The sequence below is a fragment of the Streptomyces sp. JJ38 genome, assembly GCF_019303475.1.
GTDB lineage: Bacteria > Actinomycetota > Actinomycetes > Streptomycetales > Streptomycetaceae > Streptomyces.
Genome location: NZ_JABLSI010000014.1, coordinates 59,982 through 86,923, shown reverse-complemented (window position 1 = coordinate 86,923; position 26,942 = coordinate 59,982). Strand labels below are relative to the sequence as shown.

General features: G+C 72.9%; 21 protein-coding genes. 11 read left to right on the top strand and 10 right to left on the bottom strand.

From position 1 onward, the window contains the following. Positions 1-70: 70 nt before the first annotated feature. The 6 genes from HPT28_RS10135 to HPT28_RS10110 all read right to left on the bottom strand — a co-directional run bounded on the left by HPT28_RS10135 (position 71) and on the right by HPT28_RS10110 (position 7,793). On the bottom strand, positions 71-1,510 hold the full coding sequence (locus HPT28_RS10135) for a dynamin family protein (protein ID WP_219090672.1): 1,440 nt from the start codon (positions 1,508-1,510) through the stop codon (positions 71-73). A gap of 89 nt (positions 1,511-1,599) precedes the next feature. Further along, entirely contained in the window at positions 1,600-3,519 is a 1,920-nt protein-coding gene (locus tag HPT28_RS10130) for a dynamin family protein (protein WP_219090671.1), read from the bottom strand. Next, positions 3,516-4,673 (bottom strand): hypothetical protein, encoded by a 1,158-nt coding sequence (locus HPT28_RS10125; RefSeq protein WP_219090670.1) that lies wholly within the window; start codon positions 4,671-4,673, stop codon positions 3,516-3,518. Before HPT28_RS10125 ends, HPT28_RS10130 begins: the two co-directional genes overlap by 4 nt. Continuing rightward, positions 4,670-5,737, bottom strand: a complete 1,068-nt coding sequence (locus HPT28_RS10120; RefSeq protein ID WP_219090669.1) for a hypothetical protein — start codon at positions 5,735-5,737, stop codon at positions 4,670-4,672. Before HPT28_RS10120 ends, HPT28_RS10125 begins: the two co-directional genes overlap by 4 nt. A gap of 62 nt (positions 5,738-5,799) precedes the next feature. Continuing rightward, positions 5,800-6,696, bottom strand: coding sequence for a GTPase domain-containing protein (locus tag HPT28_RS10115; RefSeq protein WP_219090668.1), 897 nt, complete (start codon positions 6,694-6,696; stop codon positions 5,800-5,802). 17 nt (positions 6,697-6,713) lie between these two features. Further along, the gene (locus tag HPT28_RS10110; protein WP_219090667.1) at positions 6,714-7,793 is read right to left on the bottom strand and encodes an Hsp70 family protein; all 1,080 of its coding nucleotides are present in this window, start codon (positions 7,791-7,793) and stop codon (positions 6,714-6,716) included. A 568-nt stretch (positions 7,794-8,361) separates the two neighbouring features. Here HPT28_RS10110 and HPT28_RS10105 point away from each other — a divergent pair. Continuing rightward, on the top strand, positions 8,362-8,934 hold the full coding sequence (locus HPT28_RS10105; RefSeq protein WP_219090666.1) for a DsbA family protein: 573 nt from the start codon (positions 8,362-8,364) through the stop codon (positions 8,932-8,934). A gap of 30 nt (positions 8,935-8,964) precedes the next feature. Here the strand turns inward: HPT28_RS10105 and HPT28_RS10100 are convergent, their stop codons facing one another. Beyond that, the gene (locus HPT28_RS10100; RefSeq protein WP_219090665.1) at positions 8,965-9,447 is read right to left on the bottom strand and encodes a MarR family winged helix-turn-helix transcriptional regulator; all 483 of its coding nucleotides are present in this window, start codon (positions 9,445-9,447) and stop codon (positions 8,965-8,967) included. Positions 9,448-9,859: 412 nt separating this feature from the next. On the opposite strand from HPT28_RS10100, the gene HPT28_RS10095 reads away from it, so the two are divergent. Beyond that, positions 9,860-10,906, top strand: a complete 1,047-nt coding sequence (locus HPT28_RS10095) for a transcriptional regulator (protein ID WP_219090664.1) — start codon at positions 9,860-9,862, stop codon at positions 10,904-10,906. Here the strand turns inward: HPT28_RS10095 and HPT28_RS10090 are convergent. From HPT28_RS10090 to HPT28_RS10080, 3 genes are all read right to left on the bottom strand, one after another. Beyond that, on the bottom strand, positions 10,900-12,045 hold the full coding sequence (locus HPT28_RS10090; RefSeq protein ID WP_219090663.1) for an FAD-dependent monooxygenase: 1,146 nt from the start codon (positions 12,043-12,045) through the stop codon (positions 10,900-10,902). The two genes, HPT28_RS10095 and HPT28_RS10090, sit on opposite strands and share 7 nt — an antisense overlap. Beyond that, on the bottom strand, positions 12,042-12,662 hold the full coding sequence (locus tag HPT28_RS10085) for a hypothetical protein (protein WP_219090662.1): 621 nt from the start codon (positions 12,660-12,662) through the stop codon (positions 12,042-12,044). The genes HPT28_RS10090 and HPT28_RS10085 overlap by 4 nt, the downstream gene beginning before the upstream one ends. 118 nt (positions 12,663-12,780) lie before the next feature. Continuing rightward, positions 12,781-13,260, bottom strand: a complete 480-nt coding sequence (locus tag HPT28_RS10080) for a carboxymuconolactone decarboxylase family protein (RefSeq protein WP_219090661.1) — start codon at positions 13,258-13,260, stop codon at positions 12,781-12,783. 411 nt (positions 13,261-13,671) lie between these two features. Between HPT28_RS10080 and HPT28_RS10075 the strand changes: the two genes are divergently transcribed. The 9 genes from HPT28_RS10075 (at position 13,672) to HPT28_RS10035 (ending at position 26,801) form a co-directional block, all read left to right on the top strand. After that, complete coding sequence (locus HPT28_RS10075; protein WP_219090660.1) at positions 13,672-14,757, top strand: AMP-binding protein; 1,086 nt, start codon at positions 13,672-13,674, stop codon at positions 14,755-14,757. Beyond that, the gene (locus HPT28_RS10070; protein WP_219090659.1) at positions 14,757-16,130 is read left to right on the top strand and encodes an aldehyde dehydrogenase family protein; all 1,374 of its coding nucleotides are present in this window, start codon (positions 14,757-14,759) and stop codon (positions 16,128-16,130) included. The genes HPT28_RS10075 and HPT28_RS10070 overlap by 1 nt, the downstream gene beginning before the upstream one ends. Positions 16,131-16,181: 51 nt before the next feature. Further along, positions 16,182-17,576 carry a 3-deoxy-7-phosphoheptulonate synthase gene (locus HPT28_RS10065; RefSeq protein WP_219090658.1) on the top strand — a complete coding sequence of 465 codons (1,395 nt, stop codon included), beginning with the start codon at positions 16,182-16,184 and terminating at the stop codon, positions 17,574-17,576. Between the two features lie 53 nt (positions 17,577-17,629). Further along, complete coding sequence (gene pabB, locus HPT28_RS10060; RefSeq protein ID WP_219090657.1) at positions 17,630-19,804, top strand: aminodeoxychorismate synthase component I; 2,175 nt, start codon at positions 17,630-17,632, stop codon at positions 19,802-19,804. A 50-nt stretch (positions 19,805-19,854) separates the two neighbouring features. Then, on the top strand, positions 19,855-21,345 hold the full coding sequence (locus HPT28_RS10055) for an AMP-binding protein (RefSeq protein WP_219090656.1): 1,491 nt from the start codon (positions 19,855-19,857) through the stop codon (positions 21,343-21,345). Between the two features lie 85 nt (positions 21,346-21,430). After that, the gene (locus HPT28_RS10050) at positions 21,431-23,023 is read left to right on the top strand and encodes a class I adenylate-forming enzyme family protein (RefSeq protein ID WP_219090655.1); all 1,593 of its coding nucleotides are present in this window, start codon (positions 21,431-21,433) and stop codon (positions 23,021-23,023) included. Between the two features lie 32 nt (positions 23,024-23,055). Continuing rightward, a complete protein-coding gene (locus tag HPT28_RS10045) occupies positions 23,056-24,288 on the top strand; it encodes an FAD-dependent monooxygenase (protein WP_219090654.1) in 1,233 nt (410 codons plus the stop codon). A 3-nt stretch (positions 24,289-24,291) separates the two neighbouring features. Then, positions 24,292-25,101: an aminotransferase class IV gene (locus tag HPT28_RS10040; RefSeq protein ID WP_219090653.1), complete on the top strand. Its 810-nt coding sequence runs from the start codon at positions 24,292-24,294 to the stop codon at positions 25,099-25,101. Positions 25,102-25,271: 170 nt separating this feature from the next. Continuing rightward, positions 25,272-26,801, top strand: a complete 1,530-nt coding sequence (locus HPT28_RS10035; protein WP_219090652.1) for an FAD-binding oxidoreductase — start codon at positions 25,272-25,274, stop codon at positions 26,799-26,801. Positions 26,802-26,942: the final 141 nt, after the last annotated feature.

Sequence of the window (26,942 nt, the reverse complement as noted above, 5' to 3'; positions counted from 1 at the left end):
GGCTGAGAAGCCGGGGTCGATAGGAGCCCGCCGCGCGCGGGCGGTCACGAGGCCGGCCAGGTTCCCCGGGTCACTGCCGCGCGCCGTGGGCGCCAGTGGCGAAGTACAGCGCCTCGCACAACATTCTGGCGGCGCGGGCGTGTTCACGGACGACTCGCTGAGGGGCCGCCTCATACGCGCGCCAACTCCCCGCCTCGGAAGCTGCTCGCGCCGCTGTCTCGGCGGCCGGGGCCCCACCGGAGAGCCCCAGGCACTCCGCGGCCGTACGGCCGCGGGCCAGCGTCATCAGCGCCCGGACCCGGCTCTCGCTGAGGACCAGACGGCCTGAGGCCAGGTCCGCCAGGGCAACGGACAGGGCGGCCTGTCTCACCACCGGGTGTCTGCGGACCAGGGCCAGCTCCGAGCGCAGTTCACGTCCGGGGCCGTCGGGACCGAGCCCGTGCGCCACCGCTGTCAGGGCCCTGAGAGCGGTGGCGGCGCGCAGGTGGTCGGCACGGTCCACGAACTCGCGCCGGAGTCGCTCTTCCAGGGCATCGAGACCGGAGCGCGCGCGCAGTCCAGCCAGCAGAGCACGGGTGGACTCGCCTGCGTGGCAACGGACTGCCTCCAGGATTCCGTACCTTCCGAGCAGGGACAGCAGCCGTCGTCGGTCCTCGCTCCCGAGCGGCCCGTCCGGCCAGGACAGAAAGACGTCCGCCGAGCGGAGGACCTGCTCCAGCCGGGAGTACGGCAGCGCGGCCAGCAGGGCCACGGACTCGGTGTCGTGGTCGGTGAACCGCTCACAGCGGCTCGCCTGGGCCAGCAGGCCCGCGACCGGGACCACGTCGGCGACCAGTCCCGTGAGCCGACGTGCGTACGTGGTGCACAGCCGGTCGGCCTGCCGCCAGGGATCGCCGGTCCCGCGTCCCAGTTCGTCGATCCGGCTCAGCACGCCCAGTGCCCTGGCGGCGGTGACACCCCGGCTGGAGTGGCGCCGCAGCGCTTCCAGCACCTCGACGTCGCTCTCTCCTGGATGCGGCATCACGTAGAGCAGCGCGTCCGACTCGTCCAGCGCGGTCATGGCGAGGTCGTCCAGCCCGCTCAGCGAGTCCATCCCGGGGGTGTCCACAAGGCGGTAGGAACGTTCCAACGCCTGGTTCGGTGTCTCCACGACGAGCTCGGCGATCGCCCCGGCATCCGTGCCGAGCGCGCCGGACTCCTCCGGGACACCGCCTCCCGCCGTCCCGGGTACGTAGTACGACCTCCCGTCTCTGCGCCGGACCAGAACCCTGTTCTGGGGGCCTGACCGGTACCAGGTCACCAGCCGCGTGCACTCGGTGGCCCCGGTCGCCGCGAGGGACTGGCCGAGCAGCGCGTTGACCAGCGTCGACTTCCCCGCGTTCAGGCGCCCTCCGACGGCGATGCGCAGTGTCGGCTCCGCGAGCCGGGCGGCGGTCGCCGCCACGACGGTGGCGGCCGGTTCGGGCAGCCGTGGGCCGAGCGAGGCGCAGAGGGCGGCAAGCCGAACCACGGGAACCTGTTCCGGGCGGCCCTGCGGTCCGAGAAGTGAACCGCTCGTGGGGGAGGCGTCCGGACGGGATCGTGCCGGAGGGGAACCGGTCACCTCGCACCGCTGCCGGACGGGTCCGCTGCGGGCACCAGCGCATCAAGCCGGTCGAGCAGCCCGGTGATCAGCTCACCCCGGGACCGGGCGACGTCGGCGAGCCGTTGGCGTTCCTCCTTCTCACGTGCGAGCACGGAACGCAGTTCCTTGAGCTCGTTGCGCACTTCCCGTTCCCGCTGTTCCAGGGCGAGGGTGATCATCCGGATCAACGCGTCGCGTGTCTCCTCCACCGCTTTTCTGATCAATGGTGGCGTCTCAGTGTTCAGTTCGTTGACCATTCTGTTCACATAGCGCTGCGCGTCGGCACGCTCCCGGATCAGTTCGCCGCGCCGGCGGCGTCGCGTGGTGAGCCACGCGGTGATCCCCACCCCCATGATGAGAGGGGTGAGCAGCCCTCCCGTGGTGGCGGCGGCGACGCCGAAGGTGACGACGCCCGCCCCCCAGGAGGGAATGAGCCGTTCCATGAACGCCCCCGCGCCCCTCTGGTCGTGTGCCGTGGGCGCCGGTCGCGCCAGATCCCGCAGTCGGTCCGGGAGCGGAAGTCCGAAGGGGTTGTGGTCCCGCAGGCTGTCCTGGCCGCCGCGTGCGGGGCCGGCCAGGGCTGTATCGATCTCCTTGTTGGTCTCCCGGACGATGTCCCTGAGCCCCGCGCCGAGCGCCGTCTCCAGGTCCAGCCAGGAGGCACGGGCCGCCTCTTCCAGAGAAGACGGCAGTTCCTCCAGCGCGGCGGCGCTACCCGCGACGGAGATCTGGTCCTCACCGGAGGCTCGCAGATCGTTCACGCTCCGCCGGAACTGGAGGAGGAGATCGGCTTCGAGTCTTGTCGCCCGCCTGCCGAGTGACGTGCGCCAGGCTGCTGCCGCGCTCTTCTCACGGGCGAGAGCGCTCTGCAGGCGTTCCACCTCTGCGGCGGTCGTGGAACGTCCAACAGAGGCGTCCAGCATCCTGGACGCCTGTACGCCCAGGGGGACCAGGGTCCCGCGGATGACGTGGGCCGCGTTCGTCATACGCAGGTCGAGTACCCGATCGGTAATCATCTGGTGCAAGGCCGAACGCAGTTCCTCGCAGCCGCTGTCGGCCCTGCGGCGCCGAGCCGTGTCCGGGTCGCCCGCTCGTTCGGCGTCCAGCGCGTCCTCCTCCAACGCCGCACTGACGGCGAACCACGGCGCCCGGGCCCAGCGTGGGGCGTGTTCGGCGATCAGCGCGCGATCGCGTTCCATGACGTCCCGCCAGCCCGGGTACTTGTCGGTCTTGGCGTGTACGAAGACCACGGTGGCTACGCGACGGGTGGCCTCTTCCAGGAAGGCGAGTTCGGGGCGCGTGAGTTCGCTGGATCCGTCGGTCACGAACAGCAGGGCGTCGGCGCGGCCGAGCGTGGCCAGGGTGAGCTGCGCGTGCCCGGCGACGAGGCCGCCCACTCCCGGTGTGTCGACGAGGACCAGGCCGGGGCGCAGCACCTCGGCGGGCACGACGACATCCAGATGGCTGACATCGTCGTGCCGGGGGAGCTGCGTCTCCGGGTCCAGCGCCGCGAACTCTGCGATCCGGTCCAGAGGTACGGGCGTGGCGGTCGGATCGAGGCCGTGTTCGGTTCCGGAATCCCAGCGGTGGACAACGGCCTGCGGTGGCTGCCCATGGCGCACCAGTACGTGGACGCTGCTCGCGACGTCGATGTCCACCGGCAGTAGTCCGGGGTGCTCGGTCAGCGCGTTGATCAGGGAGCTCTTGCCCCGCTTCTTCTCACCGACGCAGACGGCGACCGCCGCCCCGGTGTCGAGGACGTTGAGCTCGGAGAGGATCCGTGCGGCCGGTCCGCCGGATGTGGATTCTCCGCTCAAGGTCTCCACCGCCTCGGCGGCTTCGTACGCCAGGTCGATCAAGGCGTCGAAGCGGCGGTTGTGGTCGGTGTCGTTCATGTCTCGTCCTCCTCGGTGCCGGACGGGCCGCCCGGCTGTGTCCGGTAGGGGCCGACAGGCGCGTCGGCCTCTACCGGGGCACCTGCGGATGGCTTCGGGGGGCCTTCGGACGGGTGGACGTCCACAGCGGCGAACAACTCGCCGGCCTCGAGTTCCTCCGAATCCACCACCGACCAGTCGGGCAACGGTCCTGGAGGCAGCGGGAGACGGTCCGGCGGCGTACCGGTCTTCGCCGCGGCAGCGATCGGCCCAGCGGTGGTGTCCTCGGCTGTCGTTCCGGCTCGCGAGTTCCTCCACCGGAAGGGGCAACCACCCAAGGTGTTCTTCAGCTTGGCCTTGGCCCGCTCGCGCCGTTTCGGCCGGGAGCCCGGGTGCGGCACTCCGCCACTCCCGAGCCCGTGCCCGCTCCCTCCCGACACCGACTCCGCCCGCGAGGCGAGGCGCTCCCCCGAAGTGAGGTGCTCGCCATCGAGTACCGGGGCAGCGACACCAGCCTGGCACAGATGGGTCAGCCCCGACCGGACGGGGACGTAGGGCTCAACCCCTCCGGTGACCAGGACGCAGGGTCCGTCCGACAGCCGGGCGCTGTCCCAGTAGGCTTCCGCCCGGTCCTCGGGCAGCAGCCAGACCCCTCGGTCCTCCGCTTTCGGCAGCTCGACCGGTTGTCCGCCGGTCCTCGCCACCGCAGTCGCCCCCCAGGGGGCGGGCCTCGGATCGCTGTACCCACGCCACGGGGGTGACGTGGTCGTCTCCCAGTCGGGGCCCACCGCGCGTTCGTAGGTCTCCTTCGCCCAGCGGCGGAAACCGTGGCGCAACATGTCAAGGGACGGGATGCCGTCGGCCCCGGAAGGGCCGAGCCAGCCGACGAAACAGAAGAGCGGACGCCTCCCGCTGTCGGTGTGGTAGACACTGCTGATCAGTTCGGCGTCGCAAGCCACGCCGACCAGGACGGACACGGCCTCGCTGTCTGGTCCGGGCGAGCGGGCCAGCAGCATACGCGGCTCCTTGGACAGACCATGTCCGTTCATCACGGCGGCCGAGACCGCGTCGCCGAGCCAGCCGTCCACCGGTGCGCCCTCGGGTATGTCCCGCCACCATTCGTCGACATGGTGCAGCCGAGCGACAACTACCGGACTCCACACGGCGGTCGTCATGATGACATGTCCGACGCGACGTGGAGCTTGCCGTCCTTGATGAGCGGCAGACGGTCGAACTCCCGCATCAGCCGGTTGGCCTGGTCCTGTGTGGTGGAGATCTCGGCCTCCCAGCGGGCCTTCTCCAACCCCTGGGCCTGTTGGTCGGCCCGAGCCGCCTCGATCTTCTTGAGCCGGAAGGAACGGAACGGCTTCGACTGGAGTTCGGAGAGTGCGGTGTCACCGTCGGTGATTTTCCGCTGGATCTTGGTCAGTTGTTCTTGTTGTGCCGTCAAAGCCTCTGTCAGGTAGTGCCACAGAGTGAAGCAGACAGGGCGATGTACGTTTTGCGGACGGATGAGCGAGGGGTCCACGTTCCGACCGGACGAGCCCTCCGTCTTGAAGTCTCCGATCTGCACCGGGCAGACGAGGGCCGTCACCCCGGGTGCGTAGAGCTCCCTGACCAGCCCGCCCAGGTTCTTGACCGCAGCCGTCAGCGCCTGGCCGACTGGCATTCCGGCATTCTCGGGAAGCATGTCCATCTTGGTGATCAGCACCACGAAGGACGGTGGCGGCTCCCCCTGGGCTTTCCGGTTCTCCTTCGCCTCCCGGATCGCCCAGTTGTACGCCTGCGCGTCCATACCACCGCTTGCGAAGTTCGAGATGGCCGGGGTGCCGCTCTTGATCCATCTGCCGAGCTCGGCGCCGTCCATGACCAGGTAGACGCTGTCGGACCGGCCAAGTTGTTGCCGCCATGCGATGAGGTCCTTCTGGGCGGCCGGGGTGGCGGCTTCTGTGACGACGCCCCCACGATAGTCGGTCCAGTTCACCTGGACGAGCGGAGTGAAGTCCACGGTGAACTGGAAGTGGTATTCCTCGGGTTCCATGCCGGCCCGCGGCATCTGCCCCGTCTTCTGCAGCGTTTTCCATGCACTGAGCAGGCCGATCTCCTTGTCCCGGTCGACGCTGTAGAGGGAGAAACTGCTCACGCCTGCCGACAGCCGGTGATACATACTGTGTATGAACGCGGTCTTGGCCGTGTTGCTTCCGCCGGCCATGGTGAGGGTGATCTGCGGGTTCGCCACCGGTATTCCTCCAGATGGACGAGAGTGCGGCGGGCTAGCCGGTTCCGTGGCCAGCCTCGTGGTCAGAAGGAGTCGACGCTTCTCAGTAGTGGGTTCAGGCGGGCGGCCGACGCCAGCAGCGGGAGGAGGCGGGTGCGCTCGGCCTCGTGGTCGGCGAACGCCCTCTCGCTGATGGCCCGCCAGCTCGGCTCGAAGAAGATCCTGCTCAAGACTCTGTCCCACACCGTGTCCTTGTCCGCTGCCTGTCGGCCGCGTGCCAGGGCCGTGTCCGCGGACTCCTGGAGACGGTGCGCCAAGCCGACGAGTCCGCTGTGCAGGACCCACAGGGCCGGGACCCCGGCGTTGACCGGCCGCCGACCGCAGACCAGGGGTACGACTGCACCCTTGATGTGGGGCTCCGCCGAGGCCGAGCGGATGAGATGACCGAAGGGTTCTCTGAGTCGGTGGATCACCGCGGGCCCCTCCTGTTCGATGAGATCGAACTTGGTGAGGACGATCACCAGCGGGGTGGGCCTCTTGTCCCGCTCGGCAAGGGCCCGCAGGACGGATGTGATCATGTGGTGGAGCTCAAAGTCCTGTCCCCGCCCGTGCAGCAGGCGCCATGCGTCGGCGAACAGCAAAATACCGTCGGCCGCGTTCAGATCGCGGTGCAACTCCCGCGCGGCGGCACTGGTGGCCCCTGGCTGGGTGACCACCCCACCCCGGTAGTCCCGCCACCGGAACGGCAGAACGTCCGATCCCTGGTACCGAAGGATCAGATCGTGCACCTCGCGCTGCTGGGTGTTGCGTGGGTAGATGCCGGACAGCACGTTGTCCCCGGCGGTCCGCAGCGCGGCGTGTACACGCGGGTCGGCGGTGCCGCAGGAGAAGCCCCCGACCCCATCGTTGAGCCACCGGTACATCAACGACACGTATGTCGTCTTGCCCGCGTCGCTGCCGCCGAGCATCACCACGTCCATCGCACGCGCTCCTCGGTTCAGCGGAACAGGTCTTCGTCTTCGGGGAAGGCGTAGGGCGCCTCGCCTCCGCCGGTGGCCACGAGTGCCTTGTGGGTCCTGGCAGCTCCGAGGACGGCCGCGTTGACAGGGTCGGGCAGGACCTCGGGCAGCAGGCCGCCCGCGGATCGCGACAGCAGCTCCGCAAGCTTCGGCGTCCGAGCCGCGCCGCCCGCCAGCAGCACCGCCGACGGGCAGGCGCCGCTGGCCATGAGATCCGCCAGGGCCGTACCCGCACGAGCCAGCGGCTGTGCCGCGGCCTCCTCGAACTCGTTTCTGCGCACGAGCAGCTCCTCGCGGTGTCCCGGCACCGTGAGCGGGACGGTCGTCGTAGCCGAGAGAGCCTCGCGCACACCAGTGACGTCCTCGCGCAGCTGCGACCTGGCCCGCAGATCCTCTGGTCCGGAGCAGTCCAGCAACCGTTTCCATGCCTCCGGCCTGGCCGTCCTGGTACGAGCCTCCACCAGTCCGAAGAGCGCTTCGTCCAAGTCCGCACCGCCGCACGCTATGTTGTCACCTGGCTGGTACTCTGCGTGACCCACGCTGGCCAGGGCGAACCGCAGACCAGTGGCGCCCGCGTCGCAGACGGCCACCAGCGTGCCCGCGTGTGCCTCCCGGCGTGCGGCCCAGCCGGCCGCGATGGCCACCGGGGCCGGCACCCAGACGGGCTCCGGCAGACCGGCGGCGGCGATGGCACGGCCTAGCACGGCGCGATCAGTCCCGCCCAAGTCGCTCGGCACCACCATCGTCAGCGCGTCCGGTCGCGTCCGGTCGAAACCCGGCCAACTATCGCGGAGAACCCGTGTGAGCAGGGCCGCCACCAGCTCAACAGGATGCGTCGCATCGCCACCCAGCAGCATTTCGTCCTGCTCGGCAAGGCTGCGGGCGGGCATCGCCTCGGCTCGCTCTGGGGCGGTCCGGGCGAGCCGGACGGCCTCCGAGCCGGTCAGCAACCGTCCGTCCAGATCGCGGTACACCGTCGTCGGCAGCAGGGGCAATGGCCCGAAACCACCCTCTCCGTCCCAGTACGCAGCCTTGACGAAGGCGCCGCCGATGTCCACGGCCAGCCCCCATCCGTCCCCAAGCGGCATCGGCCCGCCCTCTCGCTCCGAGGTCCGTTGCGGGTGTCGTTCTCGGGCACCCGCATCTCCTTGGACGACGCCGGCCGTGCGTTCGTGTCGGCCGGATTTCCGCGCACCGCATGAACGCGGAAAACGATCTGGAGGGAGCCCCTCAAGGGCGGAGGGCGGGCAAAGGCTGCCGGGGGCGGGACGTTCGGCGTGCTGGGGCAAAGGAGGCGAAGCCCGTATCGGCGGACGGCCGCCCGCGTCGGCGGGCGGTGGCGGCGTCCGGGCGGTTCGGGCCGGATCCCCTGGGGTGCGCGGTCGATGGGGGCTGGAACTGGCCGGCTCGGGACGGAGGCGCGCGGGGGGCGCACGGGAGCGCTGGTCGCCGGGCGGCGGGCGTGTCCGGGGCCGGTCGGCGCCGTCGCGCAGGGGTAGTGTCCAAGTTCGTGGGGTAATGACGCGCGTATATTCCTAGGGGCCCGCCGCTACCGAAGGTGCGATCGGGGTTCGGTCCGGAATCCCGGTGCGGGGGCTCGGCGAAGTGGGAGGTGTGGGCCGGTCCATGGTCATCCGCATATGGTTCAACTACGTGTCCGCGTTCAGCATGTTGACCCGGCGCCTGCTCGAGAGCGCGTTGGCCGATCCGGCCGTCGAGGTGCGCTGGTTACCCCATGAGGGCGGAGATCAGCGGCTCGGTGCCCCGCTGCCCTCTGCCCTCGTCTGGGAGTTCGGGGTGCGGCGGCTCGCGTGGCGGTTGGGGCTGGAGATCGGCCGGTCCGCGCCGCCGCCGACGGGTGGGCGGCTCGCCCTGCGCGGCTACCAGTACGCCTGTGACCAGGGCCTGGGGGAGGAGTACAGCGAGCACGTCTACGCGGCCTACTTCCTGGAGAAGCACGACATAGGCCAGCTGGGTCCGCTCGCGAGGGCCGCCGGACGGGCGGGGCTGGAACCCGAGGCGTTCCGAAGAGCCGTCACCTCGCAGCACTACGCGCAGCGCCACCGGGCGGCACTCCGGGAGGGCCGGAACATCACCGTGGTGCCGACGCTGGCCTGTGGGGGGCACTGGATCGAGGGTGTTCCCACGGTGGCCCAGATCGAGCGGCTGACGGCGGGTGCGGCGCCGCTGCGGGCCTGAGCGGCGGGCGGGATATCCGGTTGGAGCGCCTCAGTGGCCGCGCCCGGCCGCCGTGCGCGCTCCCGTCTCGTCGATGTGTTCCAGCGTCGTGTTCAGCGTCTCCAGCAGGCAGGCCGCGGTGTCGCCGGGCAGCGGGGCCAGGAGGCGGGTGTGGCGGTCCGTGACGGCCTCCGCGACGACGCGGGTCAACTCCGCTCCCTCGGGCGTCAGCTGGACCCAGTTGCTGCGCCCGTCGCGGTCGTTCGCCTCACGGTTGACGAAGCCCGAGCGTGCGAGGCGCTGGATGATGTTGCTGGTGCCGCCGGAGGAGAGCCCGCACGCGGTGGCCAGTGCCGTCGGCCGCAGCCGGTGGTCCGAGGCGCTCAGGAGCGCTCTCAGGACGTCGGCCTCGGCCCGGGTCAGTCCCACGCGGGCCGCGGCCGAGGCGGTGGCGGAGTCGAGGAGCCGGCCGAGGCGGTAGACCTGTTGGGCCAGCACGTTGGAATCGACCCTGAACTCGTCGGAAGGCGCCATCCCCAACGTTCTCCTTCTGCTTCTGTAGCTCCTGCTCCCCGGGCCGGTCCGCGCAGCGGTAGCGAAGGCTTCCTGACGGGGGTGCAAAGCCGCAGAGGGGGCTGTTCGTGCTCCCACTCCATGGCGAAGACGGCCCCCGGCGCCTTGCTGAAGCAAGTGTAGAAGGCAACCTTCGCCGACGGAGTGTCCTGGCGATATTGCCGGTTGATTCCGTGGGGCGGGGGATACTAACATAGGAATATACCTTTCTGGAAAGCTTTGAAGTAGGGTTTGGCCGGGGTGTTTCGCGGCTCGGCGGAATCCCGAAATCCCCTCACCGGTCGTCAAGCCCCCGTGGTGGCCAACCGCGTGAATCACCCGGTTGGCCACCCGGCGCCGACGCACACAAGCCGACGCACACAAAGGGTCATCCATGACGAGCCACGGCGAAGTCGCGCGACGCACCGTCTCCTTACCCACGCCCTCCGACGCCCCCGGTCCCGAACACCTCTCGGCCACGGTGAGCGTGGCGGTGGCCGACCTCCGTCCGGCCGACTCGCCACGGGTGCCGGTCGGGGACCCGGAGCATCTCCGCGCGTTGGCCGCATGGCCCGGGGAACTGCCGCCGATCATCGTCCACCGGCCCTCCATGCGCGTGATCGACGGGACCTACCGCCTCCGCGTGGCCGTGTTGCGCGGCGCCACCCGGGTCGCGGCCCGCTTCTTCGACGGCAGTCCCGAGGACGCCTTCGTGCTCGCCGTCACCGCCAACGCCGGCCACGGCCTGCCGCTCACCCCCGCCGAGCGCTCTGCGGCCGCCGAGCGCATCGTCGCCTCGCACCCGCACTGGTCCGACCGGTCCATCGGCGCCGTCACCGGCCTCTCGTCCCACGCGGTGGCCGCGCTGCGGCGCCGCACCGCCATCCCCGCGGCGGACGCCCGGGTCGGCCGGGACGGCCGGGTCAGGCCGCTGAGCACGGCGGCCGAACGCCAGGAGGCGCGCCGCCTGTTGGCCGAAGCCCCGGAGCTCTCACTGCGGCAGATCGCCCGGCTCACCGGGCTCTCACCCGCCACCGTGCGGGACGTCCGGGACCGGGTCAGCCGGGGGGAGGACCCGGTCCCCGAGCGGCTGCGCCGCCCCGCCACGGCCCCGGCGCCGCCGCGCTCGGGCCCCCGCCGGCAGCCCGAGCGGCCCGCGGGCGGCCGGCGCGGCGGCGGCACCGTCAAGGAGTTCGGGGAGCTGTACGGCAGCCTGTGCGGCGACCCCGCCCTGCGGCACAGCGAGTCCGGCCGCGCGCTGCTGCGGCTGCTGGGGCAGTGGAAGATCACGGCGGAGGAGTGGGGTGCCATGGCCGACGCCGTGCCGGGCCACCGTCGGGAGGACGTGGCCGAAATGGCCCTGGCCTGCGGACGGTTGTGGGAGTCGCTGGCCGAGTCGATGGGTGCCGCCGGGCGCTCGCCCCGGACGCGCGGTCAGTAGCGGACGGCGCGCAGCCGGGGGCCGTACGGCGCGGCGTCGAGCCAGCGTCCGGCGGCGGGCCACAGGGGAGCGGCGAGGGCCGCGGTCCGCTGCGAGACCCGCTGCCGGAGGCGGGGTGCGAGGAGGTGGCCCAGCGCGCTCGCGGCCGCCGCCACGTTGCGGTGCGCGGCCCGGCGCCGCTCGTGCGCGTACCGGAGGACCGTGTCGTCCCGGACGGCGTGGGCCGCGGCCACGGCGTCGGCGATCCCGGAGTTCATGCCCCGGGCGCCGAACGGGGGCAGCAGATGGGCCGCTTCGCCCGCGAGCAGGACGCGGCCGTACGGGTCGGCGAAGGCGCTCGCGACGCGCTGGTGGAACCGGTAGGCGGAGGTCCAGGTGACGCGGGGGGACCGCAGGTGGGGGACGGCCAGGGGGAGCCAGTCGCCGATGCGCCCGGTGAGGCGGTCGGCCTCCTCGTCCGGGCGGCACTGCACGTCGATCCGCCAGCCCCCGCGGAAGGGCACGAGGAGGACGTTGCGCCGCAGCGCCGGGTGCCGGTAGTGGAACACCCGCTCCGGCTCGGCGGGGACGGCACCTTCGTCGACGTCGACCACGAGGAACTCCGCGCAGGTGGTGACTCCTTCCATCGCCACGCCCAGCCCCGCCCGGACCGCGGAGCGGGGGCCGTCGCAGGCGATGACGTGTCCGGCCCGGTGCTCGGCGCCCGAGGCGGTGCGCACCAGCGCCCCGTCGGGCCGGCCGGCCGCACGTACGACGGCCTCGCCCCACAGCACGGGGATGCCCGCGCTCTCGCAGGCCTCGCGCAGGAGGTCCTCCAGGGCGGTCTGGGGCAGGCTGGTGAAGGGCGGCCGCCCCGCGCCCGGGGGGAAGGAGCGGCGGTGCACCTCGCGTCCCGCCCACAGGGTGCGGTGGGTGGCCCAGGTGAGACCGTCGCGCGCGACCCGCGCGCCGAGCCCGGCACTGACGGCGTCCAGGTGCCGCAGCGTGGCGCGGTGCACGAACAGGGCGCGGCTGCCGGGGCGCTCGTCGTCGCGGCGCCGGGCCTCCAGCACCACCGGCGCGAGGCCGAGGGAGGCCGCGGCGAGCGCGGCGCTGAGTCCCACCGGGCCCGCGCCGACGACGATGACGGACGCCCTCACGCGCGCACCGGCCACGGGCGCGCGGGGTTCCCGGGGCGCGTCCCGCTGGGCACGACGGCCGGGTTGAACCGCTCGACGACGCGCAGGGGCGGCTCGTCGGCCAGGTACAGCAGGTAGGAGCGGCGTACCGCGGGCGGCCCGGCGGGAGCCTGCGGCCAGGGGGTCAGGCCGACGCTGAGCAGGGTGCGGCGCTGGTGGACGCCGGCGAGGGCGAGCGCCGGGCCGAGCGGGGTGTCGGCGCGGGTGACGGCGTCGGCGATGGCCGGGGTCGCGGGCAGGGGCCCCGTCACGAGGTTGCGGGAGACGGTGATGCCGTCCGGGGTGAGGAGTTCGGTGACCCGCACGAGGTGGGGCGTGTCCGCGGGACGGCGCACCGTACGGGATGCCGGGCGCGGGGCGTCGCCGTCGGCCGGGGACGCCGTGTGCTGGCTGACGAGCCGCAGGCGCAGCGGAGCCCCGGTGCGCTTGCGGAGCTGCTCCGTGGTGGAGCCCGTGTGGCCGGTCAGGTGCCGGGTGAACGGGTCGGCGAAGCGTTCTCCGCGCGCGGCGGGCGGTGGCGCTCCGCTCGCCGTGGGTGGTGGCGGTGTTCCGGTACGGGCGGTCCCAAGCGTCCGCATGGCGGCACCTTCCCGGCTCGACGGGTGGAGACGTGCTGGAGGGGGTGCTGAAGGGGTGTGCTGGAGGGTGTGCGGAGCCGCTGTGGCCGGGTCGCGGCCACAGCGGCCGGCGCGGGGGTCAGGCGCCGGGGTTGTAGTTCCCGGGCGCCAGCCGGGCGGTGATGGCCAGGCGGTTGTAGCTGTTGATGGCGACGATGACCCACACGAGCTGGGCGAGCTGCTCCTCGCCGAAGGCCTCGCGGCCCAGCTCGAAGACCTCGTCCGGGAGCTGCCCGTCGTGGATGAGGGTGACGGCCTCGGTGACCTCCAGGGCCGCCCGCTCGCGGTCACTGTAGAACGGGGTCTCCCGCCAGGCGTTGAGCGCGAAGATGCGCTGCTCGGCCAGGTTCGCCCGGCGGGCGTCGATGGTGTGCATGTCGATGCAGAAGGCGCAGCCGTTGATCTGGGAGGCGCGGATGCGCACGAGGTGGAGCAGCTCGCTCTCCAGGCCGGCTTCCGCGGCCGCCGTGTCGGCCTGGCCGGCCAGGCGGTTCATCACCGCGTAGGTGGAGGAGGACAGTTCGCGGAGGTTGAGGCGCTCGTTCTTTCCGGTAGCCATGCGCTGACCATATGTGACCCGCAATTGCCCCAACACCCGTTACAAACAGCGCAGTTGAACACCCCAGACGCCCGCTCGCCAGGGAAGTCGCCTGGTGGCCGGCGGTTCACTCGGACGTCGCTCGGCTCTTCCTTGACAGGGGAACTAGCTCGCGAGAAAGATAACTGTGCTCGCCGGAGTAATGACCCCCTGCTCCGGTTCGACGCAACGACCGCCCCCTCCTTCTCAGACCGATCCGCACCACAGCACCGTTGTGCTCAACGCTGCGGGTGGCGCCGCGCCGGACGTCCCCGCGCGTTCGTGCGTCCTGCACCCGTCATGTTCCGCAGTTCGCCATGTTCCAACGCCCGGAGACCCGTCCCGCGCGCTCCGACGGTCATCCGGGACCGACCGATGAACGGCTGGAAAGATATGTCTGAGCTGACCCACGGCACGCCACGGCCCGAGGGCGAGGCCGCCCTCACCCAACACCTGAGCGAGATGCTGCGCTGGCACTTCGAGCCCGCCACCGGCTCCCCGTTCTGGCTGAGCAGGGTGGGGGACCTGGACTTCGACCCGCTGACCGACATCAAGGAGCTGGCCGACCTGCGCCGGTTCCCGGACGTCAGCGACGAACTGCGCACCGTCCCGGTCGAGGAGCTCTTCCCCAAGGGAGCGGCGTCCAGCGCCTTCGACGTCTTCGAGTCCGGCGGCACGGTCGGCGCGCCCAAACGCATCGTCGACAGCACGGCCCGGACCCGGAACGTGGACTGGGTGAGCGAGGTGCTGGCACAGCACGGCTTCCCCTCCAGCGGGCACTGGCTGCACGTCGGCCCCACGGGCCCGCACGTCGTCGGGCGGACGGTGCGCCACCTCGCCCAGTCGCGCGGAGGCGTGTGCTTCACCCTCGACTTCGACCCGCGCTGGGTGAAGCGGCTCATCGGCTCCGGCCGGACCGAACTGGCCGCTGAGTACCGCGAGTACCTGCTCGACCAGATGGAGCTCATCGCCCGTACCCAGGAGGTGCGGGTGCTGTTCATCACGCCTCCCGTGCTGGAGGCGGTCTGCGCGCGCGGCGCACTCCACGAGCGGCTCGCCTCCACCGTGGAGGGCATCCTCTGGGCCGGCACGAGCATGAGCCCGGAATCGCTGCGGCAGGTCGAGGAGTTCTTCTTCCCCCGGGCGAAGGTGGCCGCCATCTACGGCAACACCATCATGGGCATCGCCCCGCAGCGTCCGCGTGAGGAGGGCGACGAGCACCCCTGCGTGTTCCGGCCCTACTTCCCGCAGTCCGTGGTCGAGGTCCTCGACCCCGAGACCGGCGAGGAAGTGGAGTACGGGCAGCGCGGCCAGGTGCTCATGCACCAGATGAGCCACGACATGTTCCTGCCGAACGTCCTGGAGCGGGACACCGCGATCCGGGTCCGGCCCGCCGCCGGGGACACCGTCGACGGGCTGGCCGACATCGCCCCGCTGCGCGCCAAGGACGCACCGGCCGTCGTCGAGGGGGTCTACTGATGAGCGCGCTGCCCGTGGTGAACCCGGTCATCTCCGGGCGGGAGGTGGACAGCCGCGACCGCTCCACCCTCACGGCCGTCGACGGCTCCCCCCTGGCATCGGTCGGCCTCGCCCCTCGTCTCATGGCCCAGGCCGCCCTCAACCGGCTCCGCTCCGCCGACACCGGGCCCGCCCCCGACGCCGCGCTCTTCGCCAAGGCCGGCGAGCTCTTCGCCACCGCCGAGCTGGACGGCGAGAGCCCGCAGGAGTACTGCCGCCGCGTCGCCCTGGCCACCGGCACCCCGCTGGGCGCCGTCACCGGCGCCCGCGAGGGCATCCGCAACCAGCTCTCCCTGGTCGAGCGGCTCAACCAGGCCGAGCTGCCCGCCCCGTTCGCCGCCCCCGGCTTCGCCACGCACTGGGTGCCGCGCGGCCGCCTGTTGGCGGCCGTCGTCCCCAACAACCACCCCGAGCCCAACGTCACCTGGGTGCGCGCCCTGGCGATGGGCGTCTCCGTGCTCGTGCGCCCCGGCAGCAAGGACCCCTTCACCCCGCGCCGGCTTCTCGCGGCCCTCTCGGCCGCCGGGCTCGACCCGGACCGCGCGGCCCTGCTGCCCGGCGGTCACGAGGTGGGCGAGCACCTGCTCGCCGAGGCGGACCTCGGCCTGGTGTACGGCGGTCCGGCCGCCGCCGAGCGGTTCGGCTCCCGCCGCGACGTGCTCGTGCGCGGCCCCGGCCGCAGCAAGGCGCTGGTCGGCGCGGGCGCCGCCAGGGACGAGGGGCTGCTCGACGACCTCGTCGAGTGGATCGCCGACGACGGCGGAGTGCGCTGCAACAACGTCTCCCTCGTCCTCACCAGCGGCCCCGTCGCGCCCCTGGCCGACGCGCTGGCCGCCCGGCTCGCGACGCTGCCGGTGCGTCCCGTGACCGACCCGGACGCGGCGCTGCCCGCCATGACCGGGGAGGCGGGTGCCGTGCTGGCCGAGCACCTCGCCGGGATGACCGCGCACGCCGTCGACCACAGCACCCACCGGTACCCGGACGGGCTCTGCGCCGACCCCGGCGACGGCAGCGCGGTGCTGCGGCCCCTCGTCGTCTCGGTGCCGACCGCCACCGACCAGCTCGTCGGTACCGAACTCGGCTTCCCCTTCGTCGTCGTGGCGCCCTGGCGGCCCCAGGACGGCACCGCCCCGCTGCGCGAGTCCCTCGTGGTCAGCCTGCCCGACGAGCACGCGGGGCTGGCCGAGCGCGTCCTGCGCGAGCCCACCGTGCGCAAGGTGGTGACCGGACGGGTGCGGCCCTGGGCCTCGGTGCCCGAGATCCCGCACGACGGCAGCCTCGCCCAGTTCCTGCTGGAGCCCAAGGGGCTGGTCTCCGCGCCGACGGAGAGCTGAACCGCCACCAGTACGTGTAGTCCCCTGCCACGTCTACGGAAGTGATGAGCGGTGACGACGACTGAATCCCCCTCCCAGGCCCCCTCCACGGCCTCCTCCCCGACCCCCTCCGCGGCTGCGGCGGCCCACCCGTTCCCCAGCCCGCACTGGCGGCACCTGCCCGCCGAGCAGCAGCCCGAGTGGCCCGACAGTTCCTCGGCCGCCCGGGTGCAGGACCGGCTCGCCCTGTGGCCCGCGCTGACGGCACCGGCCGACGTCCGGCGGCTCGGCTCCGCCCTCGCCCAGGTCCGGGCCGGAGAAGCGTTCCTCCTCCAGGCCGGTGACTGTGCCGAACCCGTCGGCCCCGCCGCCCTCCCGGCGGCCCGCGCCAAGCACGAGGCCATCGGCACCATGGCCGAGCTCGTCAGCGACCGCCTCGACCTGCCGACGGTCACCGTCGGGCGCCTCGCCGGCCAGCACGCCAAGCCCCGCTCCAAGCACGCCGAATGGGTCGAGGGCAGGTCGCTGCCCGTGTACCGCGGGGACATGGTGAACGGCCACACCCCCGACGAGGCGTCCCGGACCCCCGACCCGTGGCGCATGCACCGCGCCTACGCCACCGCCCGCGCGGTGATGAACGAACTCCAGCTGCTGGCCCACGAGACGGCCGGCGAGCGGGCGCTGCGCGAGCTGAGCGGAACCGAGACCACCACGGACTTCCCGGTGCGCCCCTGGGACGGGAGCCTGCGCTCCGTGCTGCGCGGCTACGGCCAGACGGTCCGCGGCCGGCAGGGCTGGACCAGGACCGGGCTGTGGACCAGCCACGAAGCCCTCCTCCTCGACTACGAACAGGCGCTCGTCCGGCGGGACTCGCACACCGGGCAGCCGTACCTGCTCTCCACCCACTTCCCGTGGATCGGCGACCGGACGCGCCAGGTGGGCGGCGCCCACGTGGCGTTCCTCGCCGGGATCGCCAACCCCGTCGCGTGCAAGGTCGGCCCCGGCATGCGGGAGGACGACCTCGTCGAGATCTGCGGCCGGATCGACCCCCACCGCACCCCGGGCCGGCTCACCCTCATCAGCCGCCTCGGCGTCGGGCACGTCCGCGAGCGGCTGCCCGAGCTCGTCCGGGCGGTCCGCCGGGCCGGGCACGACGTGGTGTGGATGTGCGATCCCATGCACGGCAACACCATCACCCTCGGCAACGGCCTCAAGACGCGCATGATCAGCGACGTCCTCGCCGAACTCACCGGTTTCTTCGAGGTACTGGGACGGGCGGGCGTGTGGCCCGGCGGCGTCCACCTCGAGATCGCCGGCGAGGAGGTGACCGAGTGCCTCGGGGCCGGCGGCTGCTCCTCCGAGGAGGGGCTGACCCGCGCCTACCGAACCCTGTGCGACCCGCGGCTCAGCAACGCCCAGGCCTACCTCGTCACCGACGCCGTGGCCGATCTGCTGAGCGGTCTGTGAGCCCCTCTCCTTCCGAAGCCGGAGGCACGCGACTTCGGCAGAAAGCGACGACCATGCGCACTCTGCTGATCGACAACTACGACTCGTACACCTACAACCTCTTCCAGCTGATCGCCGAGGTCAACGGTGTCGAGCCCGAGGTCATCACGAACGACGCCCCGACCGCCGCGGCCCTGGACCTGTCCGGGTACGACAACGTGGTCATCTCGCCCGGCCCCGGACACCCCGGCCGGGAACGCGACTTCGGCATCGTCACCGACGTGCTCAGGCGCGCCGACCTCCCCGTGCTCGGCGTCTGCCTGGGCCACCAGGGCATCGGGCTGAGCGAGGGCGCCGAGGTCGGGCCCGCGCCCGCACCGCGGCACGGCTTCCTCAGCACCGTCGAGCACCACGGCGAGGACCTGTTCGCGGGGCTGCCGCAGGGCTTCACCGCCGTGCGCTACCACTCCCTCAGCGTGGCCGAGCCGGTGCCCGAGGCCCTGGAGGCCACGGCCTGGTCGGAGGACGGCGTCATCATGGGCCTCCGGCACCGTCACCGCCCGCTGTGGGGCGTGCAGTTCCACCCCGAGTCGGTGTGCACCGAGTACGGCCGGCAGCTCCTGGCCAACTTCCGCGACCTCACCGTCCGGCACGGGCTCCGCCCCCGCGCGGCAGCCCCGTCGGCCGACGCCTCCGAGCGGGCCGCCCACGCCGCCCCGGCCGGGCCGTCCACCGGTACCTCCGACGCCCCGCCGCCCCGGGCGGACACCGGTCCCGTCCACCCCGAGGAACCGTCCGCCGGGCTGCGCGTGCACCTGCGCACCATCGAGACGGCCGTGGACGCCGAGGCCGCCTTCACCCACCTGTACAGCGACTCCCCGGCCCCGGCGTTCTGGCTGGACAGCGCCCATGTGGAGCCGGGCCGCGCCCGGTTCTCCTTCCTGGGTGACGCCTCCGGACCCCTGGCCGAGCTGGTCCGCTACCGCACGGGTGAGGACGGCGTCGTCGTCGAGCGGACCGGGCACCCCGCCCGCCGGGTCCCCGGCGACGTCTTCGACTACCTCCAGCGGCAGCTGCGCAGGCGCCGCACCGACCTCACGGACGTCCCGTTCGACTTCTCCGGCGGCTACGTCGGCTACTTCGGCTACGAGCTCAAGGGCGACCTCGGATCGGTCAACCGGCACACGTCCCCGGTCCCCGACGCGACGTGGCTCTTCGTGGACCGCTTCGTCGTCGTCGACCACTTCGCGGAGTGCACCTACGTCGTCGCGCTGTCCGACCCCGACACCGAGGTGGCGGCCGCCCGCTGGATCGACACCGCCGTCGCCTCCCTGCTCTCCCTGCCCCCGGCCCCGCCCGTGCCGGTGGCCGCCGGCGCCGACGCCGAGTCCTGGCTGCTGCACGACCGCGAGCAGTACCGCGCCCGGATCGAGGAGATCCAGCGCGCCCTGCACGCGGGGGAGAGCTACGAGGTGTGCCTGACCACCTCGGCCTGGCTGCCCGCGACCGAGGGCGACGGCTACCCCTACTACCGGGCGCTGCGGCGTCTCAACCCCGCCCCCTACGCGGCCTACCTGCGGCTGGGCGACGTCGAGGTGGCCAGCTCCTCGCCCGAGCGGTTCCTGACCATCGACCGGTCGGGGACGGTGGAGACGAAGCCGATCAAGGGCACCGTCCACCGCGGCACCGACCCCGAGGAGGACGCCCGGCTGCGCGACTCGCTCGCCGCCGACCCCAAGACCCGGGCCGAGAACCTGATGATCGTGGACCTGCTGCGCAACGACCTCGGGCGCGTGTGCGAGATCGGCAGCGTCCACGTGCCGCGCCTGATGGCCGCCGAGACCTACACGACGGTCCATCAGCTCGTCTCCACCGTGCGCGGGCGGATGCGCCCGGAGCACGACGTGATCGACGTCGTCCGGGCCTGCTTCCCGGGCGGTTCGATGACCGGCGCCCCCAAGCTGCGGACGATGGAGATCATCGACTCCCTGGAGGACGAGGCCCGCGGCGTCTACTCGGGCACCATCGGCTTCCTGTCGACCAACGGCACGGCCGACCTGAACATCGTCATCCGCACCGCGGTGCGCAGCGGCGGACGCTGGCGGGTCGGCGCGGGCGGGGCCATCGTCCTCGACTCCGACGCCGACGCCGAGTTCGACGAGGTGCTGCTCAAGGCCGCGGCCCCGCTGCGCGCCCACGCCGCCCGGCAACCGTCCGACGCCGAGACCCAGGTGCCGATGCCGGGCTGACGAGTGCCCCCACCCCGAGCCGCGAGCCGACACGAGACAGGAGCCCGAGCATGGACGCGAAGACGGCGGGGAACGCCGCCGCTGCGCTGGCCGACACCTGCGCCCACCGCGGATGGACCACCCGCCCCGCCTTCCACGAGAACGACACGACCGTCACCCACGGGGAGATCCACGCCCTGGCGGCCCGGGTGGCCTCCGTCCTCGCGGACCGGGGTGTCACCGAGGGCGACCGCGTCTGCCTCGCCCTCCCCGACGGGATCGCCTGGGTGGCCACGTTCCTGGCCACCGCCCGGCTCGGGGCCGTCGCCGTCGTCACCAACCCGGCGCTCACGGCGGCCGACCACGCCCGGCTGGTGGCGGACAGCGGGCCCGTCCTCGCCGTTACCGGCGAGGAGACCGCCGGCCACTTCCCCGGCCTGCCGTGCCCGACGCCCGAGGAGCTGCTCGGGGACGCGACGGACCGTTCCCCCGCTCCGGCGGCGCCGGTGTCCGGCGACCATCCCCTCTATCTCCAGTACACCTCCGGGACGACCGGCGCGCCCAAGGGCGTCGTGCACCGGCACCGGGACCTGGAGCGGTACCACAGCGGCGCCGGCGCCCAGGTGCTGGAGATCGGGCCCGACGACGTCCTGCTGTCGGTGTCCAAGCTCTTCTTCGCCTACGGGCTCGGCAACGCCCTCGCCTTCCCGCTGTGCTCGGGCGGCGCGGCCGTCCTGGAGCCGGGCCCGCCCAAGCCCGCGCGGATCGCCGAACTGGTCGCCCGGCACCGGGTCACCTACCTCTTCGCGGTGCCCTCCGCGTACGCCAACCTCCTCGCCGAGACGGCGCCCGACGCGTTCCACAGCGTCCGCGCCGCCGTCTCGGCGGGGGAGCGGCTCACCCCCGAACTGGGCGAGCGGGTGACCGCCTTCCTCGGCGCCCCCGTCTACGACCAGCTCGGCTCCACCGAGGCCGGCCACGCGATCGCCACGGGCGGGCCCGCGCACCACGTCCCCGGCACGATCGGCAGGCCCGTCCCCGGCTTCGAGGCCGAGATCCGCGACAAGCACGGCACCCCGCTCCCCGACGGCGAGCCCGGTGAGCTGTGGGTGCGTGGACCGACCGTCACCCCCGGCTACCACCGGCGGCCTGACGCCACCGCGCGGACGATCGTCGACGGCTGGCTCAACACCCGGGACCGGGCGGTACGCAACCCCGACGGCACCCTCGTCCACCACGGCCGCACCGACGACCTGGAGATGGTCGGCGGCATCACCGTCTCGCCGGTGGAGATCGAACGCCTCCTGGCCCGGCACCCCGCCGTCCTGGACGTGGCGGTGGCCGGCGTCCCCGACGACCGGGGCGCCACCAAGCTGCGCGCCTTCGTCGTCCTGCGGCCGGCGTCCGCCGGGGCCGACGCGGTGAGCGCGGAACTGCTCGCCACCGCCCGCGCCGGCCTGGCGCCGTTCAAGGTGCCCCGGAGCGTGGAGGTCGTCGACGCCCTTCCCCGCACCGCGACCGGGAAGATCCAGCGCTACCTGCTGCGCCGCGGCGCCTGGTGACGACCCGCAGCGCGCCCTGACCCGGCCGTCCCCCAGGAGTCTCCGCCCGCCCCTGTTCGTCCGTCAGAAGAGAAAGCAGCCTGAGATGTTCCTTGATCGCCTGCCGGAAAGCGCCTTCTACGTCGGCCTCATGTGGGAGAAGGCGGCACGGAAGTTCCCCGCCACGCCCGTGACTCTGGATGAGCCGCTGGCGACCCTGCCCGGTCTTGGCACCCGCTTCACCTACGCCTCCGTCGCCGACGTCGTGGCCGACCTCGCCTCGCGGCTGTGGCATCTGGGCATCCGGCCGAGCGAGCACGTGGCGGTCCACAAGAACGACAACTTCGACATATCCCTGCTGGCCAGTGCCGTCTCCCGGATCGGCGCCGTCCCGGTGATGGTCTCGGCCGCGCTCCCCGGCGAGATCGTCGGCAAGCTGCTCCAGCGGCTGGACCGGCCGTGGCTGATCACCGACGCCGCGAAGCTGGCCGGCCCGCTCGACGGTGTCCCGGTGCGGGAGCTGACGCACGAGACCGTGCTCGCGGGCACCACCGGGTTCGACGGGCTGCGGATGATCGCCGACCTCGACGACGTCCCGCGCCGCCCGGCGGTGAAGCTGCACCCCACCCACCCGACGCTGATCACCCACACCTCCGGGACGACCGGCGTCTCCAAGCTCATGGTGCACAACGCCCGGGGGCTGTTCCACCGGCTGCTGCCGCAGCAGCTCATCGCCTGGCCCGTCCGCGGGAAGGAGACCGTCGCGCTGTGCATGTCCTTCGTGCACTCGCGCTTCTTCCACTCGCTCGGCGTCTTCCTCGGCTACGGCAACCCGCTCGTCGTCCTCCACGACCCCGACCCGGACAAGATCGGGCCCACGTTCGTCCGCCACCGGCCCGGACTCGTCGAGACCCATCCCAACAACTTCATCCAGTGGGAGGAACTGGCCGACGCCGAGGGCGCCCCGCTCTCCAGCGTGCGCTACTACAGCAGCACCTTCGACGCCATCCACCCGCGCACCATCCAGCGGCTGCTGGCCGCCTCCACCCGGCGCCGCCCGATGCTCGTCCAGCTCTACGGGCAGAGCGAGACGGGGCCGATCTCCGGCGCCGTCTACACGGAGAAGGGCGCGGCCGCGATGGACGGCCGGGACGTCGGCTACGTGCTGCCCGGCTTCATCCGCCTGAGGGTCGTGGACGACGCGGGCCGCCCGGTGCCCAAGGGGCGCCCCGGCCACCTCGAACTGCGCGGGCGCAGCACGGTCATGACCTACCTCGGCGAGCACGAGCGCTACCTGCGGAACAAGAACCAGGGCTGGTGGCGGCTGGGCGACATGGGTTACCTCGGCCGCTTCGGAAAGCTGCACCTCATCGACCGCGAGATCGACCAGATCGACGACATCGACAGCAACCTGGAGGTCGAGGACATCCTGATGTCCCGGCTGCCCGAGCTGCTCGAAGCCATCATCGTGATCGGCGCCGACGGCGAGCCCGTCCCCATCGTCTGCACCCGCCGCGACGCCCCGCTGGACCCGGAGCGCTGGGCGCGGGCCACCGCCGGGCTGCCCCCGCTCGCCCCGCCGCTCCACTGGCCCTTCGGCGAGGTGCCCCGCACCTCCACCTGGAAGGTGCGCCGCGTGGAGATCACCCAGATGCTGCGCGAGAACCGCGTGCCCGCCCTCAACGCCGACTCCGACTGACCCGAACGCGCTGAAGGAGACCGAGGAAACCCATGTCCGAAACCGAGGCACCCCAGGACGTGCTGCCGGTGCTGGTCGTCGGCGCTGGACCGGTGGGGCTGACGGCGGCGCTGGCCCTGCGCAGCCACGGACTGCCCGTCGTGCTGCTGGAGGCCGAGCCCGAGGACCGGGTGCGGCCCGGCAGCCGGGCGCTGTTCGTGCACCGGGAGTCGCTGCAGCTCCTGGGCCGGATCAGCCCAGGGCTGGACCGCACCCTGGTCGACCACGGCGTCGTGTGGCCGACCCGCCGGACCGTCTACCGGGGCCGCGAGGTGTTCGCGCGGACCTACCCGCCGCGCACCCCCTCCGCGGACTTCGTCCCGCCCTTCACCAGCCTGCGCCAGGTGGAGACGGAGCGGCACCTGCTCGCCGCGTGCCTCCGGGCCGGTGTCCGCTTCCGGTGGGGGACCCCGGTGCGGGGCGTGCGGGCCTTCGAGGACGCCGTGGAGGTCGACACCGAGCGCGGACCGCTGCGCGCCCGGTACGTGATCGGGGCCGACGGGGCGCGCTCCAGCGTCCGGCGCTCCCAGGAGATCACCATGGAGGGCGACCGTTCCGAGGCCTTCCACGTCGTCGTCGACATCCAGGAGGACGCCGACGACCCCATGCCGCTGGAGCGCGTCTTCACCTACGAGCACCCCGGGCTCGGCGGACGCAGCGTCATGCGGGTGCCGTTCGCCGGCGGCTTCCAGCTCGACGTCCAGTGCAAGGACGACGACACCCCGGAGGACTGGGCGGACGAGGCGGCGGTGCGGCGCTGGGTGCCCCGCGTCGTCCCCGCCAAGTACGCCGAGCGCGTCCTGTGGGTCTCCCGCTACCACTTCCTGCACCTGGTGGCCGACCGCTTCGCCGACGCCCACCGCCGCGTCCTGCTCGTGGGCGAGGCCTCCCACCTCTTCCCGCCCTTCGGGGCCCGCGGCATGAACAGCGGTATCGCCGACTCGGTGGCCGCCGCCGACTCCGTGGCCGAGGCCCTGAACACCCCGGGGCGGCGGCTGCGCGCGGTCGACGAGTTCGCCCTGCTCCGCCGGGAGGCCGCCCTCTTCAACAGCGACGCCGCCCGCACCGCCCTCGACCACCTCCGGCCGAAGCGGCGGCTCACCCGGCTCAGGCAGGCGGCCGGGGCCGCCCTCGCACCCGTCCTGCCCTCCTGCGGGGAGTGGTTGGAGCGGGCCCCCTACGGGCCACGGAACGGCGCCCGCACCAACCCGCGCGGGCGGTACTGAACCGTGCGGCGCCACGACGCGGAACCGCGGTGGTGGATCTGGGACGACTCCGCGGGCTTGGTCCCCGGCCCGCGGGAGCCGGGGACGCCCAAGACGGCGGGCCCCGGACCCGAGCTCCTCGCGGCGGACTCCTGGCTGGTGCGGGACGGCCGGATGCGGGGCCGGTGCCGGCACCGCGCCCGGTTCATGACCGCCTGCCGGGAGGAGGGCCTGAGGGAGGAGCGCGTCGCGCGGTTCTGGGACGCCGCCCTGGCCGCCCTGCCCCGGCGCGGCTCCTGGTTCCCCCGCGCGGAGCTGCACGCCGACGGGGTGCTCGGGCTGCGCGTCCGCCCCTCCCCGCCGCTCCGGCCCGACATCCGGGTGCTCCTGCCGCCACGGCCCGACCCCCGGCTGGCCCCGGCCAGGAAGGGGCCCGACCTGCCGGTGCTGGCCGAGCTGAGGCGGGCGGCGCAGCGGGAGGGGGCCGACGACGTCCTGCTCGCCCTCCCGTCCGGCGCCGTCAGCGAGTCCACCACCGCCAGCCTGTTGTGGTGGGACGGCGCGACCCTGTGCGCTGCCGACGCGGGGAAACGGCAACTGGACGGCGTCACGCAGGCGTTGATCACCGAGCTGGCGGCCGGGCGGGGGGTGCCGGTACGCACCGTCCCCGTCGGACCCGAGGACCTGGCCGGACGCGAGGTCTGGCTCGTCAACGCGCTGCACGGCATCCGGCCGGTGAGCGCGTGGGTCGGCACCGGCCGCGGCACGAACCCCACCGAACGGGCGCGGCACTGGCGGGGGCTCCTCGACGCCCTGGAGGAGCCCCTCCCGTGACCGCTGCCCCAGGCCCCCGCCCCTGTGACCGCTGCCCGGATCCGACCCGGCCCCGACCGCTGGGCCCGGCTGGCGGGCCCTGACCCGGCCCGCCTCCAAGACCACCACCGAACGAACGTCGAAACACCGGTTCCGACCGACCGCGGAACCCCGGAAAGGTAGGAGAACGCATGATCAGCCGTAGGGCGCTCCTGGGCGCAGGTGCCGGGCTCGCCGCCGTCACGGGCACGCTGGGGGCCGTCCAGAGCGCCGCCGCCCGCCCCCGCCACTCCTCCGTCCCCTGGGACCGGCTCGACCGGTGGCTCACGGGCGACGTCGTGCTGCCGGACGACGCCGCCTATGATCAGGCGCGCCGACTCGCGACCGCCATGTTCGACGACATACGCCCCCAGGCCGTCGTCCTCGTGGAGAACCCCTGGGACGTCAGCCTCACCCTGCGCTTCGCCCAGGACCACGGGCTGCACACCGCGGTGCGCAGCGGCGGCCACAACTACGGCGGCTGGTCCACCACCGAGGGGCTCGTCGTCAACATGACCCGCATGAACGGCGTCCACGCCTGCGGCCGCACGGCCCGGATGGGCTCGGGCGTGCAGTCGGTGGACGCCGTCGAGCGGCTCGCGCCGCACGGGGTCGCCGTGGCCGGCGGCTTCTGTCCCTCGGTGAGCCCCGGCGGCTTCATCAGCGGCGGCGGCACGGGCTGGCAGTACCGCAAGTACGGCCCGGCCAGCGACCAGCTCGTCTCGGCCCGCGTGGTGCTGGCCGACGGGCGGATCGTCACCGCCTCGCGGCACTCCCACCCGGACCTGTACTGGGCGCTGCGCGGCGGTGGCGGGGGCAACTTCGGCGTCGTCACCGAGTTCGAGGTCGTCGCCAACCCGATCACCCACGTCGGCCACTACGCCCTGACCTGGACGTGGGACGACGCGCCCGCGGCCGTGCACGCCTATCTGCGCTGGGCGTCCCGGGCCTCCGGCGACCTGGCCTGCGGTGCCCTCCTGCGACTGCCGGACGCCCGGGAGGGGAACCCTCCCACGGTGATCGTCACCGGCGTCCACTTCGGCGGGGTCGCGGAGCTGGAGCGGGAGCTCTCCGACCTGGTCTCGGCGGTGGGCGCGCCCCCGGCGACCCGCGCGGTGGAGGAGCTGTCGTACCAGCGGGCGATGATGCGGGTCTTCGGCTGCGAGGACCGCACGGTCGACGCCTGCCACCTGACCGGCAGCAACCCGGAGGCGGCGCTGCCGCGCCAGGCGTACGTGAAGAACCGCGGCCGGATGTTCGACGCGAACCTCTCCCACCAGGGCGTGGAGGACCTGCTCACCGCCTTCGACGCCGAGCGCCGCGCGGGCCAGACCCGGATCGTCAGCGTCCTCGGGCTCGGCGCCAACGCCAACCAGCCCGCGACCGGGGACACCGCCTGGGTGCATCGCGACGCGCTCTACAGCGTCACCTGCACCGTCTCCCTCGCCGATGCCTCGCCGCCCGCCGAGGAGCGGGAGGCGGCGCAGCACTGGCTCGACGGGATCTTCGGGGCGATCGACCCGCACTCCAACGGGCGGTCCTACGTGAACTTCCCCGACACCGCGCTGACCGACTGGGCCTCGGCCTACTACGGCTCCAACCTGCCGCGACTGCGCGAGGTCAAGCGCTCCTACGACCCGCACGGGTTCTTCCGCTTCCCCCAGTCCGTCCCGCTGCCCTGACGGCGGCGTTTTGGGCCGGGTGACGGCCGGACCTCGGGGCCCGGGTGACCGCCGGTCCCCCGGGCCCGGGGCGGCCGCGCCCGCGTCCGCCGGTGCGCCGCCGCCCCGGGCGCTCGGCCGGGCGATGTCGCAGGTGGGAGG

Excerpts from the sequence above, each read along its gene's own strand:
- HPT28_RS10130 (WP_219090671.1), bottom strand. The coding sequence starts at position 3,519 with ATGAACGACACCGACCACAACCGCCGCTTCGACGCCTTGATCGACCTG.
- HPT28_RS10125 (WP_219090670.1), bottom strand. The coding sequence starts at position 4,673 with ATGACGACCGCCGTGTGGAGTCCGGTAGTTGTCGCTCGGCTGCACCAT.
- HPT28_RS10115 (WP_219090668.1), bottom strand. The coding sequence starts at position 6,696 with ATGGACGTGGTGATGCTCGGCGGCAGCGACGCGGGCAAGACGACATAC.
- HPT28_RS10055 (WP_219090656.1), top strand. The coding sequence starts at position 19,855 with ATGGACGCGAAGACGGCGGGGAACGCCGCCGCTGCGCTGGCCGACACC.
- HPT28_RS10045 (WP_219090654.1), top strand. The coding sequence starts at position 23,056 with ATGTCCGAAACCGAGGCACCCCAGGACGTGCTGCCGGTGCTGGTCGTC.
- pabB (WP_219090657.1), top strand. The coding sequence starts at position 17,630 with ATGCGCACTCTGCTGATCGACAACTACGACTCGTACACCTACAACCTC.
- HPT28_RS10105 (WP_219090666.1), top strand. The coding sequence starts at position 8,362 with ATGGTCATCCGCATATGGTTCAACTACGTGTCCGCGTTCAGCATGTTG.
- HPT28_RS10100 (WP_219090665.1), bottom strand. The coding sequence starts at position 9,447 with ATGGCGCCTTCCGACGAGTTCAGGGTCGATTCCAACGTGCTGGCCCAA.
- HPT28_RS10035 (WP_219090652.1), top strand. The coding sequence starts at position 25,272 with ATGATCAGCCGTAGGGCGCTCCTGGGCGCAGGTGCCGGGCTCGCCGCC.
- HPT28_RS10075 (WP_219090660.1), top strand. The coding sequence starts at position 13,672 with ATGTCTGAGCTGACCCACGGCACGCCACGGCCCGAGGGCGAGGCCGCC.
- HPT28_RS10070 (WP_219090659.1), top strand. The coding sequence starts at position 14,757 with ATGAGCGCGCTGCCCGTGGTGAACCCGGTCATCTCCGGGCGGGAGGTG.
- HPT28_RS10050 (WP_219090655.1), top strand. The coding sequence starts at position 21,431 with ATGTTCCTTGATCGCCTGCCGGAAAGCGCCTTCTACGTCGGCCTCATG.
- HPT28_RS10080 (WP_219090661.1), bottom strand. The coding sequence starts at position 13,260 with ATGGCTACCGGAAAGAACGAGCGCCTCAACCTCCGCGAACTGTCCTCC.
- HPT28_RS10095 (WP_219090664.1), top strand. The coding sequence starts at position 9,860 with ATGACGAGCCACGGCGAAGTCGCGCGACGCACCGTCTCCTTACCCACG.
- HPT28_RS10085 (WP_219090662.1), bottom strand. The coding sequence starts at position 12,662 with ATGCGGACGCTTGGGACCGCCCGTACCGGAACACCGCCACCACCCACG.